The sequence below is a fragment of the Hymenobacter sp. UYAg731 genome (genome assembly GCF_054061335.1).
This window is the reverse complement of sequence record NZ_JBSSEC010000009.1, coordinates 83,462-96,182: the sequence shown is the minus strand read 5'-3', so window position 1 is coordinate 96,182 and position 12,721 is coordinate 83,462. Positions and strand designations below refer to the sequence as shown.

Sequence of the window (12,721 nt, the reverse complement as noted above, 5' to 3'; positions counted from 1 at the left end):
AAAGCACCCTTGATATGAGTGATTTTACGCTAGCAGCTGCAATGCCTACGGCTGAGGCAGAAGCCTCATTCGGTACCAGTGCCCGCACGGTAACCACGTTTGACGAGGGCCTGAACTTATGGGGGCTGGATATGGGCGGCACAAAAATCGAAGGCGTGATTCTGAAATCAGCCCACGACCCGGAAGTGCTGTTTCGCGACCGGATACCCACGGAGGCCAGCCAGGGCTACGAACACATGCTGGGCCAGGTGGCCAGGCTGGTGGCACGCATGGAGCATGCCGCCGGCTACCGGGCGGGGAAGCTGGGCATCGGCACTCCCGGCACGATGATTCCGCAGTCGGGCCGCATGAAAAACTGCAACACCACCGCCCTCAACGGCCGCCTGCTGAAGGCCGACCTGGAGCAGCTACTGGGCCAGCGCGTGAGCCTGGCCAACGATGCCAATTGCTTTGCCCTTTCCGAAACGCGCCTCGGCATCGTGAAGCAGCGGTTCCCGAGCGCTAAGGTCGTATTCGGCATCATTCTCGGCACCGGCGTGGGGGGCGGGCTGGTGGTGAACGGGCAGGTGCTGGAAGGCTTCCACGGCATTGCCGGCGAGTGGGGCCACAACCCCCTGAGCGAAGCCAACGGGCAGCCCTGCTTCTGCGGCAAAACCGGCTGCATCGAAAGCATTCTGGCTGGCCCGGCCCTGGAGCGCTACTACGCCACGCACAGCGGCCGGCCGCGTCCGCTGAAGGAAATCATGGCGCGGGCCACGGCTGGCACCGATGCCGCCGCCACCCAAACCCTGGCCCGGCTCACGCACTATTTTGCCTTGGCCATTAGCGCGGTGGTTAACGTGCTCGACCCCGACGTGATTGTAATCGGCGGCGGCGTGGGCAACATCCCGGAGCTGTACACTACGGGCGTGGCCAACATCAGCCAGCATATCTTCGACCACCACTTTGCCGCGCCGGTAGTTAAACCCTTGTTGGGCGACAGTGCCGGCGTATTTGGGGCGGCCTACCTGGTGGCCTGAGCCGAGAACCAACCAGGCAAAACGGCCCCACCGCAACCTTAGCCACCAGCCCGGCCCATGCGGCCGGGGCACGGAAGGCACTAGCTAAATGGTTTGAGGTGTTCTACCTTTGGCCATATCAAGCACGCTGTGCCCCAAAGATGAGCGAAAAGGTTAAAAAACGTACGCTGATAAACGACATCGCCAGCCACCTGGAGGTGTCCATCGCCACCGTGTCGTTGGTGTTGAACGGCAAAGCCAAGCAGAGCCGCATCAGCGACGCGGTGGCGCAGCGGGTGCTGGCCTACGTAGAAGAAGTGGGCTACAAGCCCAACCAGCTGGCCAAAAGCCTGCGCACCGGCAAAACCAATGTGATTGGGCTGGTGGTGGAGGACATATCCAATCCGTTCTTCGCCACCGTGGCCTGGCTTATTGAAAAACAAGCCTTCGAGCGCGGCTACCGCATCATCTACTGCAGCACCGATAATAACCCGGAAAAGACCCGGGAGCTCATTTCGATGTTCCAGGAGCAGCACGTTGATGGCTACATCATTGTGCCGGCCGAAAACATTGAAAAGCAGATTAATATGATTCTGCGGGCGCACAAGCCCCTGGTGCTCTTCGACCGCTACCTCCCCGAATTGCCCACCAACTACATCGTAGTCGATGGCAAGCAGGGGACGTACGAGGCCACCCAGCACCTGCTGGCCCAGGGCTTTGCCAACATCGCCTTGGTCACCACCGACTCGCTGCAAATCCAGATGGAGGGGCGCCTGGATGGTTACGCGCTGGCCTTGGCCGAGCATCACTTGCCCCAAACCGTAAAGCGAGTGGCCCTGACAAAAGATACGAACGCCATCATCGCCGATATTCAGCACTTTATCCAAGCCAATGAACAGTGTGATGCCATCATCTTCTCAACTAACTACCTGAGCATTTACGGCCTGGAAGCCATTTCTCACCTGGCGCTGCGCATCCCCGACGACCTGGCCGTTATTTCCTACGACGACCACGACTTGTTCCGGCTCTACACCCCGGCCATTACCGTGATTGCGCAGCCGGTGGAAAGCATTGCCAAAAATGTGATTGACATCCTGCTTGAAGAACTCAAGCATAGCTCCGACCAAATCTCGCCGCCCATGCAGCACGTCGTGCTCTCGCCCACGCTCATCGTGCGCAAATCGTCGTTGCGCAACTCCACCCCGGCCGCTAAGCCATCCCCGGCAAGTGCAAGAAGCTAAAGCCAGCGTAAAATCGGGCGCGGTACGGTGATGCGCTATTCGCAACCACCCGCGATACGGAGGCTACAATTGCGCCTGCGATTTCTGGACCGGTGAGAAACTGGTTTGTACGCGCCGAGGCTTGGGCACGGTGTAAAGGCGAGGCTGGTCGTTTTCGAACGTGGTGAGCGAATCCTGGTAGAAGCGCAGGAAACCGGGCACGCTGGCGTGGCCGGGATAGGGGGCGTAAAAGTGGCCCTCATGGGCATTGCGCCATACCAGCAGGTAGGAAATTTGGCGGGCTTTGGGGCTGGCTTTGATTTGCCCCAGCAGGTTTTCGGGGTACCAATTAGGGTTGGGAAGTTTTTCGAGGCCGGTTTCGGTGAGGGCCGCTATTTTGTTGCGGCTGTGCGCTTCGTCAACCATCATTTCCAGCGTGGCGACGCCTCTGTTGGGCGTGGCTATGGTGTTGAAATCCCAGTAATTGTCGTGGCCCAGCACGTCCACGAAGGCATCACCGGGGTAGCGCTCAAAGTACTCGGTCGCGTTGGGCACCCGGTCGGGCGAGTAGGCGTAGAGCAGGTTATGCACCTTCTTCTCATCGCGCAGGTAGCGCACCGTAAACTGCCAGAGCTGCACAAATTCGGCCTGCGTGCAGTGGCTCTTGCCCCACCAAAACCAAGAGCCCGTGTGCTCGTGCAGGGGCCGAAACACCACGGGTACCAACGTGCCATCGGCCGCTTTCAGGTGGCGGAAATAGTCGGCAATAACGTCGAGGCTGCGCGTGTAGGCCGCGTGCTGGGCACCACCCGGCAAAATGGCGGCCACCACAGCCGTCGTATCATAAAAATTGCGCCCCGTCACGAAATTTTCCATGTGCCAGCAAAACGTGTTCAGGCCGCCCCGCTCGTAAGCGGCAATCACCAATTGGCGCGTATGGGCCAGCGCGGCATTGCCTTTGAGCGTGCCCTGCTTGCTGGCCCGCACCACATCGGCCACGTCCCACCCATACACGGCCGGATTGGAGCCGCATACGCTCTTGATGTCGCTGCGGTCGGATTCATTTTTCCAGCCAATGCCGTATTGAGTAGCATCCTGCTGGCCGAAGAGCAGGCCGTTAGCCTCCGGGTGCTGTAAGTTGTAAAAGAGGGCTTTGGTCTGGTAAGTGGCCTTGCCGTCCACGAGCGGGGCAGGGTAGGGGAAGCGCCGCCCCATGCGGACGCTGCTGCAAGCCGCAAGCCCAGTTGTAGCTAGTAGTAGCAGCAGCGTCGCGTTTCGGAGGTTCATAGCTGTCAGGGTAATTATCGCAGGACTATTGTTCAATGAATACCCGTTTGGTAATGGCGGGCAGGTCCGCGCCCTTCACCGTGAGCAGGTACAGGCCGCTGCTTAGCTGCGCGATGGGCAGCTGAAACGTATTGGCCCCGGCGTGCAGATTAGCCACTTGTTGCCGCACCTGCTGGCCCAGGGCATTGGTCAGGGTGAGGACAACGGCCTGCCCGGCGGGCAGCGTTAAGCGGGCATTCAGGCTGTAGCCAGTGGCCGGGTTGGGGTACACGGCCAGCGCATCCGGGGCCAGCGCCTGGGGGCTGCGGCTGGCCGTGGTGGTGCGCGCCCAGTTCGGCAGCTCGTCGAGCGTGATGATGTCCTGGTCGTTGTACACCCGCTGGAGCAGCGCCAGTGGCTGGCTGCGGATATAGTTGGCCCCTTCCCACACACTAAACCACGACCACCACGTAGCAAAAGCACGAATTTTGACGGGGTCGGGCAGGTTGCCACTTTCGGTGAGGGCCACCAGCTTACGGCCCCCAAACTGCGTTTGCAGGCCGGCCCAGTCGCCGCTCATGTTGGCAGTAGGCGGCAGGTAGAGGTCTACGCCCGCGATGTCCACGTAGGCATCGCCGGGGTACCACGGGTTGCTGGGGTTCTGCACGCCTGCGTACACCCAAATCAGGTTGTGCAGTTGGTGGTAGTTGGTGAGGCGGTTGTATAGCAGCTGCCAGAGCTGGCGGTAAGCCGCCGGCCCTTTGGCTCCCCACCAGAACCAAGCGCCTTCCGCCTCGTGCAAGGGGCGCCACAGCACGGGCGTGCCGGCAGCCTGAAACTTGCGCAACTGCACCGCTATACTATCAATGTCACGGAGCAGTAATTGGTAGCGGGCACCAGTGGGGTCGGCCAGCACGGCCTGCACATCGAAGGTGCTGCCGTCGGTGTAAAAGCCGCGCCACCACGGGTTCGAGGCGCTGTTGATGAGGTCGGTGGGTGCATTCCAGTGCCACATCAGGCTCACGATGCCGCGGCCGTTGCCGTGCTGGGCCCAACCGAGGTACTGCTCGGCATAGCCCCGGGGATTGGAGCCGTTGGCTCGGCGAGAGGGCGAGTATTCGATAAGGTCGAAGCTAGCCAGGGCGGCCTCTTTGCCGGTACGCCGCTGCACGTAGCGCAGCGCCGCCAGCGTGTCTTGCGGCGAAGCATGCTGGCCGGCCAGCACTTTGGTGCCGTATACGCCGCGCAAATAGGTGAGCAGCGCCCGGGCCGTCGGGGTGGCCTGCGCGTCGACCAGGGGCGTAGCCACGGCAGCGGGAAGCGGGGCCGTGGTGGACGTAATTTGCAAGTAGTCAACCCCAAAATAACCCCAGCCTTGGCCTATTACTACGGTATTCAGGCCCTGCGTGAGCAAGAAAGTGCCTGCGACGGCGCTGCTAAAGCTGCTGCCGGTTTGTAAAAACTGCCCCGAGCTTTGGTCGCCGTTTACAGTCAGGTCGTAGTTTTTATTTCCAAACGGCGACGTGTACCCCAGGGCAATGGTGTAGAGGCCCGCCGTGGTCACATCAAAAGTGATGCTCACCTTATCGGTAGCGGCGTCAAAACCCGTTACGTAGCCGGTTCCGGAAAAGCCGGCGGGGGTTGCCGACGCCTGTACGCCCGTTAAGTCGCCCAATTCCGCTTCGGCCCGGCCGTTGATAAGCGGCACCGTACTTAAGACACGGGCCGCCGGTGCAGGCGTTAAGCTAATATAGTCGATGCCGAAATAGCCCCAACCACGCTTTAACGTGATGGTGTTGGTGCCGTCCTTGAGCTGAAATCGTCCCACCCGGCTAATGCCGAAGCCGGCCACGGGGCCTGCCAGCGAGTAGCCACTCTGCTGGCCATTCACTGCCAGCTCGTATTCTTTATCACCGAATGGCGATGTGTAGCGAATCGCCAGGTCGTACCAGCCGGCGGCGGCCGCGAAGCTGAACGTTAAAGAGTCTGTGGCACCCTCAAAATTGCCGGCATAGCCCGCGCCCGAGTAGCCCGGCGTGTTGCTGAGCACTCCCACACCGTGTAAAGTGGCGCTCTCAGCCTCCAGCTTGATAGGAGTAGCCGCTCGTAGCGCCCCCGGTAAAAGGACCAGTAACCACAGCAGGAAGTATACCGCATGGCTGCGCACCGGCACAAGGGAGAAGTAAATGTGTTTCATTGGGAAAAGGTTTAGGAGGCGTAAGAATTCGGGTAAGAGCGGCGGCAAACCCACGGCTGCTACCGGTCCGCAATCGGTTTCGGGACAGAAAAGTAGTCAAGCTAAATCGATTTAGCAACTTTACCTGTATATTGCGTCAGCTATTCGCAATAGCGCGTGCCGATTTCCTTGAGTGGTGGGAACAATCCAAGGTTGTCGGTAATTGAAAAAAGGGCCGTACTGCTTTAGAGTGGTGCGGTCCTTTTGTCTTTTAAGCCCTGAAGCACGGCCCGGCAATATCTTGGCATCTCCCTATTGAGTAGCAATGCACCATTGCCAAGTCGCTTTTCTCCGATTGCCGGGCACCTGTTTTCCTGCCGGAACCCAAAGCATTGCCGGGGGATTTCTGCTTCAAAAGGAAGACAGAATCCTCAACAGCTCAACAAACTTTACAGGTGCGACCAGTGAAATGACCATGCATCGTTTGGCGGTTAACCACGCGGAGCCTTGGCTAGCATAAGCAATGATTTTTTCAATGTATTCTCTATCAATTAGTTTCATGCGCTGTACATGTCTCACCACGGTGCTGTTGCTGATAGGTACGGCCGCTTCGGCGCAGTCCACCGCTTCCGAATGGGAAAACCCGGTGATGTTCGAGCAGCACAAGGAGAAGCCCCACGCCAGCTTCATGGTGTATGAGAGCCCGGCCGATGCCGTGGCCAACAACTACCAGCAATCGCCTTACTACCAGTCGCTCAACGGCACCTGGAAATTCAGCTATGTGGACCGACCCGCCAAGCGCCCCTTAGATTTCCAGCAGCCCGGCTTCGACGACCAAGCCTGGAAAACCATTGCCGTGCCGGCCAACTGGGAATTACAAGGCTTCGGCGTGCCGATTTATACCAACATTGTGTATCCCTTCCCCAAAAATCCGCCCTTCATCGACGGGCGCGACAACCCGGTGGGGAGCTACCGTCGCACCTTCGCCGTGCCGGCCGGTTGGGCGGGGCGCGAAGTGCTGCTCAACTTTGGCTCCATCTCGGGCTGCGCTTTTGTGTTTGTGAATGGGCAGCGCGTGGGCCTGAGTAAAGTGGCCAAGTCGCCAGCCGAGTTTGATATTACCCGGTTCCTGCAACCTGGCGAAAACACGCTGGCCGTGCAGGTGATGCGCTGGCACGATGGCAGCTACCTCGAAGACCAGGATTTCTGGCGGGTGTCGGGCCTCGACCGCGACGTGTACCTCTACAGCTTGCCTAAGCAGACCGTTTGGGATTTCTTCACCCACGCCGACCTCGACCCAACCTATAAGAACGGCCAGTTTAGCGCCGACATCACGTTGCGCAACTTCGCGGATGCCGCCGGCCAACCCGGCCGCCTCACCGTGGAGGTGCTTGATGCCAGCGGCAAAACCGTACTGCGCCGGCAGCAGGCCGTAGCAGCGCTGCCGGCCGGCGGCACCCAAGTGGTGGGCCTGCGCGGCACCGTGAAAAGGGTGCAGCCCTGGAGCGCCGAAATTCCCACGCTATACCAGTGCCGCATCAGCCTGGCAGACCAACAGGGTAAGCAATTGGCTGTTACCGGGTGCCAGGTTGGCTTCCGCAAAGTTGAAATCAACAATGCCCGGCTGCTGGTGAACGGACAGCCCATTGAGGTGCATGGCGTGAACCGCCACGAGTGGGAGCCCACCACCGGCCGCGTGGTGAGCGAGGCCGGCATGCGCCAGGACTTGGCGCTGATGAAGAAGTTTAACATCAATGCGGTGCGTACCAGCCACTACCCCAATGCCGAACAATGGTACCAACTCTGCGACGAGTATGGCATGTACCTGATTGACGAAGCTAACATCGAGAGCCACCACATGGGCGCTATGTGGCAGGGCGGATTCGACACCCTGCGGCATGTAGCTTACCTGCCAGCGTGGGCACCTGCGCACCGGGACCGCATCGAGCGGATGATGGAGCGCGACAAAAACCATCCTTCTGTTATCCTCTGGAGCATGGGCAACGAGTGCGGCAATGGTCCGGTGTTTCACCAGGCCTACCAATGGTTGAAGCAGCGCGACCCCAGCCGCCCGGTGCTGTTTGAGCAGGCCGGCGAGCAGGAGAACACCGACATCGTGAGCCCCATGTACCCCAGTATAGGCTCCATGCGTGCCTACGCCGACGCCAAGAACGTCAAGCGGCCGTACATCATGTGCGAGTATTCGCACGCAATGGGCAACAGCAGTGGCAATTTTCAGGAGTATTGGGACGTCATTCGCAGAAGCCACCACCTGCAGGGCGGCTTCATTTGGGATTGGGTAGACCAAGGGCTGCAAGCTACGGACCACGGCCTGCCCTACTTTGGTTACGGCGGCGACTTTGGCGGCTACAACCGCCAGAATGACGAAAACTTTTGCGCCAATGGCTTGGTGGCCGCCGGCCGCATTCCGCACCCGGGCCTGTGGGAAGTGAAAAAAGTTTACCAGAACATTCGCTTCAGCGCGGCGCAGCCCGCCACCGGCCGCGTCACGGTGCATAATGGGTTTACGTTTAGCACTCTGGCCAACTACACGTTTCGCTGGGAGCTGCAGAAAAACGGCCAAATGGTGAAAACCGGCACCTTTGCCCTCCAGCAGTTAAAGCCGCGCCAGCAGCAGGAGGTAAAGCTGCCACTGCCAGCCCTGACCCAGGTGCCCGGCACTGAGTACGTGCTCAACGTATTTGCTCAAACAAAAACCGCTGCGCCCCTGCTGCCCGCCAAGCACGAAGTAGCCCGCGAGCAATTTCTGCTGTCCCCCGCCAATATCTACTTTGCCCGGCCAGCCCTTCCCGCCAACCACTTAAAAGTGAGGCGCGAAGGCGACAAGCTGACTTTTTCGGCCGGCGAAGTGAGGGGGGAGTTCAACACGGCTCAGGGCCGCCTGACCAGCTACCAGTTGCGCGATAAGTGGATGATTAACCAATATCCCGAGCCCTATTTCTGGCGCGCGCCCACCGACAACGACTTTGGCAACAACATGCCCCTGGCGCTGGGCGTGTGGCGTACGGCCCACGCGGCCCGCCAGGTGCTGCAGGTAACGGTGGGGGAGGAGTCGGCGGCTGGCCTGCCCATCAAGGTCAAATACCTGCTTTCTGATATCGACGCGCCCTACACCGTGGACTATCTCATTGCCCCCGACGGCGCTATACAGGTTACCGCCGCCATTACCCTGACCGGCAAGTCCCTGCCCGAAATGCCGCGCTTCGGTATGCGTCTGGAGCTGTCGGGGCGCTACCAGCTGCTGGATTATTACGGCCGCGGGCCTTGGGAAAATTACGCCGACCGTAACTCGGCGGCCTTCCTCGGCGTGTACCGCGATTCCGTGCGCAACCAGTTTGCCAACACCTACATCCGGCCGCAGGAGGGCGGCTACCACACCGACGTCCGCTGGCTCACGCTTAGCAACGGCACGGGCCAGGGACTGCGCGTAGAAGGTTTGCAGCCGCTCAGCTTCAGCGCGCTCGATGTGCGCACGGAAGAGCTGGACCCCGGCCTCAGCAAAAAGCAGCAGCATATGAGCGACGTGAAGCGTCACGACCGGGTGTTCCTCAGCGTGGACCTGAAGCAGCGGGGCGTGGGCGGCGACAATAGTTGGGGTGCCCTCCCGCACGACCCGTACCGCCTGCTGGCCAAGCAGTACCGCTACAGCTACACCCTGCGGCTGGTGGATGAGCAGCGGCCGCCTCAGCCGTAAGCCAGCCACCTGCCGTCGAGAGTACGACGGGCTCTGGAAATGCCCCCACCAGTTCAGCATTACCTGCCTGTGGGAGTTGTGTCGCTTAGCTACTGGCGCTGGGAAGTCTACAGGCATGAAGTAGAGGCGTCCCTTTTTCTTCACAATCCTTTGTGTCGGCTCAAGTTTACATAGATTGCTAAAAAATTGCTAAATCAATTTAGCAATCCACTAGAGATTATGCAGCGTCGCCTAGCCAGATGGCATATCCTGATTTGGAAAACGGATTCAGTAATGACTGTTGGCGCTGCGCGACGGACCGCCACCGTCAGGGCTCATTCACCTTCTAACACGTCACAATGGCTTGCTCGCAACGCAAGTAGTACCCATCGTTTAGCCCACCTTTAAGCGCTATGTTTTCACGCCGACTGCTTGCTTGTTTGTTGCTGCTGATTGGAATTGTTTTGCCCTTTTTATCTTACAGCCAGCAGCTTGCAGGGCGCGAGCACCTGCTGATGGACTTTGGCTGGCGCTTCGCTTACGGTCATCCTTCCGACGCCAAACAGGACTTTGACAACGGCACCGGCTACTTCTCCTACCTCGCCAAAACCGGGTACGGCGACGGGGCCGCCGCCCCTGGTTTTGACGACCGTTCCTGGCGTCAGCTCGACTTGCCCCACGACTGGGCTGTGGAACAGCCATTTGACGAAAAGGCTAGTTTTAGCCACGGCTTTAAGGCCATTGGCCGGCCGTTTCCGAATGCCAGCGTGGGGTGGTACCGGAAGTCTTTTACGGTGCCGGCAACTGACCTGGGGCGGCGCATCAGCATCGAGTTCGATGGGGCGTTTCGCAACGCCATTGTGTGGGTAAACGGGCACTATCTCGGCACCGAGCCCAGCGGCTACCACGGCTTTCAGTACGACATCTCCGACTACCTGAACTACGATGGCCGCGACAACGTGGTGGCCGTGCGCGTGGACGCCACGATGGAAGAAGGCTGGTTCTACGAGGGTGCCGGCATCTACCGCCATGTGTGGATGAGTAAAACCGCGCCCGTACATGTGGCGCCCAACGGCACTTTTGTTACCACCCAGCTGGCGGGCAATGCTGGCACGGTTACCGCGCAGGCCACCATCGCCAACGGCAGCACTACGGCGCAAACCTTCGACGTGGTGCAGGACATTGTGGATGCCGCCGGCAAAACCGTGGCGACGGGGCATGTGGCGCAGCTGCGGCTGGCCGGCGCGGCGCAGCAGGACGTCACGGTTCGCCTACCGGTGGCGGGGCCGCAGCTGTGGTCGTTGGAGTCGCCCTACTTGTACACGCTGGTGACGCGGGTGCGGCAGGGCGGCAAAGAGGTCGACCAGTACAAGACCCGCTTCGGGATGCGCACCATTCGCTTCGATGCGAACGAGGGGTTTTTCCTCAATGGCAAGCACGTGAAGCTAACGGGCACCAACAACCACCAGGACCACGCCGGCGTGGGCACGGCCATGCCCGATGCGCTGCAAACCTGGCGCATTGCCCAGCTCAAGTCCTTTGGCTGCAACGCCTACCGCACCTCGCACAATCCGCCCACGCTCGAACTGCTCGACGCCTGCGACCGGCTGGGCATGCTGGTTATCGACGAAAACCGCCTCATGGGCATCACGCCGCAACACCTGGGCGACTTGAAGCGGCTGATGGTGCACGACCGTAACCACCCGAGTGTCATCAGCTGGTCGATTGGCAACGAGGAATGGGCCATCGAGAGCAACGTGCTGGGCGCTCGCATCGGGGCCACCATGCAGGCCTTTGCCAAAACCGTGGATTCGACGCGGGCCATTACAGCAGCCATCAGCGGGGGCTGGGGCCAGGGTACCTCTTCGGTGATTGACGTGATGGGCTTCAACTACATCGGCCAGGGCGACACCGACGTGCAGCACGCCAAATTCCCCCACCAGCCCAGCATGGGCACTGAAGAAGGCTCCACGCACGCCACCCGCGGCGTGTACGTCACCGACCACGACAAGCATTATATCGCGGCTTACGACGCGAAGCCCAGCCCGAAATTCTACAGCATCGAGGGCGGCTGGCAGCACTACGCGGCGCGGCCCTACCTGGCGGGCATGTTCATCTGGACCGGCTTCGACTACCGGGGCGAGCCCACGCCGTTTGGCTGGCCGTCCATCACCTCGTACTTTGGGATGATGGATTTGTGCGGCTTTCCGAAGGACAACGTCTGGTATCTGAAGTCGTGGTGGACCACCGAGACCGTGCTGCACCTGCTGCCCCACTGGAACTGGAAGGGCCGCGAAGGCCAGCCCATCGACGTATGGGCCTACAGCAACTGCGACGAAGTCGAGCTTTTTCTCAACAAGAAAAGCCTGGGCAAGCAGGCGATGCCCAAGAACTCCCATCTGGAGTGGAAGGTAAATTATGCCCCCGGCACCCTGGAAGCCGTGGCCTACCGCAACGGCAAAAAGATTGCCACCGACGTGGTGCATACCACAGCCGAAGCTTCCGCCATTCAACTCACGGCCGACCGACCAACGGTACAGGCCACGCGGGAAGACCTATCGGTAATCACGGTGCAGCTGCGGGATAAAAACAATCTGCCGGTGCCCGCCGCCAACCAGGAAATCATCTTCCGCCTGAGCGGCCCCGGGCGCATTATTGGCGTGGGCAACGGCGACCCAACCTCGATGGAGGCCGACAAATACCTGGAAAGTGTGCGCTCCCTGCCCATCGACAACCTGAAGGAACGCGGGGCTGAGGGCACGAGCGCCGGCCTGGAAGTAGCGGCCAATTTTGACGATTCTGCCTGGGAAACCTTTAAGTCGCGCAAGTACGACGCCACGCAGCTGGTGCCCGCCGCGAAAGTGTATATCAGCCGGGGCAGCTTCGAGCTGCCGCAGGATTTGACTGGCGCTCGGGTCACGTTCTTCTACCAGCCCATTGGCCGGGAGCAAAGCATTTACGTCAACGGCAAAGCCATTGCCCAGAACCTGACCGGCGAACAGGCCGCCAGAGACGGCTTTGTGCTGAACCCGAAGCTGCTGAAGCCCGGCAAAAACAGCATTGTTTTCGTGGCCACGCCTTTACTCAAAAAACAGGTGTGGGATACGCCGAACACCAATCCCGGCACCATTCAAGTGTTCATCCCGGCCCCCACCTGGAAGCGCAAAACCTTCAATGGAATGGCGCAAGTGCTGGTGCAAACCACGGCGGCCGCTGGCGACATTACGCTTACTGCCACCGCTCCGGGCCTGAAGACCGGCGTGCTGACCATCAAATCCGTGGCCGCGTTCCCGCGCCCCGCTTTGTAGGAAAATGCAGAACTTTTCCAGAACGTCATGCTCATCTGGCGTCCGCGCAGCCGAAGCAT

At 60.2% G+C, this 12,721-nt stretch carries 6 protein-coding genes; 4 read left to right on the top strand and 2 right to left on the bottom strand.

Going from position 1 to position 12,721, the window contains the following annotated elements:
- Positions 1–41: 41 nt before the first annotated feature.
- Positions 42–1,019 (top strand): ROK family protein, encoded by a 978-nt coding sequence (locus ACVWYF_RS21750; protein WP_457072157.1) that lies wholly within the window; start codon positions 42–44, stop codon positions 1,017–1,019.
- Positions 1,020–1,159: 140 nt separating this feature from the next.
- Positions 1,160–2,239, top strand: coding sequence for a LacI family DNA-binding transcriptional regulator (locus ACVWYF_RS21745; protein ID WP_457072155.1), 1,080 nt, complete (start codon positions 1,160–1,162; stop codon positions 2,237–2,239).
- A 63-nt stretch (positions 2,240–2,302) separates the two neighbouring features.
- Here the strand turns inward: ACVWYF_RS21745 and ACVWYF_RS21740 are convergent, their stop codons facing one another.
- Both ACVWYF_RS21740 and ACVWYF_RS21735 read right to left on the bottom strand, forming a co-directional pair.
- Positions 2,303–3,505: a glycoside hydrolase family 26 protein gene (locus ACVWYF_RS21740; RefSeq protein WP_457072153.1), complete on the bottom strand. Its 1,203-nt coding sequence runs from the start codon at positions 3,503–3,505 to the stop codon at positions 2,303–2,305.
- 25 nt (positions 3,506–3,530) lie between these two features.
- On the bottom strand, positions 3,531–5,681 hold the full coding sequence (locus ACVWYF_RS21735) for a glycosyl hydrolase (protein WP_457072151.1): 2,151 nt from the start codon (positions 5,679–5,681) through the stop codon (positions 3,531–3,533).
- Between the two features lie 538 nt (positions 5,682–6,219).
- Between ACVWYF_RS21735 and ACVWYF_RS21730 the strand changes: the two genes are divergently transcribed.
- Together ACVWYF_RS21730 and galA are read left to right on the top strand one after the other, a co-directional pair.
- Entirely contained in the window at positions 6,220–9,375 is a 3,156-nt protein-coding gene (locus ACVWYF_RS21730; RefSeq protein WP_457072149.1) for a glycoside hydrolase family 2 TIM barrel-domain containing protein, read from the top strand.
- A 443-nt stretch (positions 9,376–9,818) separates the two neighbouring features.
- Positions 9,819–12,662 carry a beta-galactosidase GalA gene (gene galA, locus ACVWYF_RS21725; protein WP_457072146.1) on the top strand — a complete coding sequence of 948 codons (2,844 nt, stop codon included), beginning with the start codon at positions 9,819–9,821 and terminating at the stop codon, positions 12,660–12,662.
- The last annotated feature ends 59 nt before the right edge of the window (positions 12,663–12,721 follow it).

What these genes read in the sequence shown, in the direction of transcription:
- ACVWYF_RS21730 (WP_457072149.1), top strand. Translation starts at nt 6,220, where the DNA reads ATGCGCTGTACATGTCTCACCACGGTGCTGTTGCTGATAGGTACGGCC.
- ACVWYF_RS21750 (WP_457072157.1), top strand. Translation starts at nt 42, where the DNA reads ATGCCTACGGCTGAGGCAGAAGCCTCATTCGGTACCAGTGCCCGCACG.
- ACVWYF_RS21735 (WP_457072151.1), bottom strand. Translation starts at nt 5,681, where the DNA reads ATGAAACACATTTACTTCTCCCTTGTGCCGGTGCGCAGCCATGCGGTA.
- ACVWYF_RS21740 (WP_457072153.1), bottom strand. Translation starts at nt 3,505, where the DNA reads ATGAACCTCCGAAACGCGACGCTGCTGCTACTACTAGCTACAACTGGG.
- ACVWYF_RS21745 (WP_457072155.1), top strand. Translation starts at nt 1,160, where the DNA reads ATGAGCGAAAAGGTTAAAAAACGTACGCTGATAAACGACATCGCCAGC.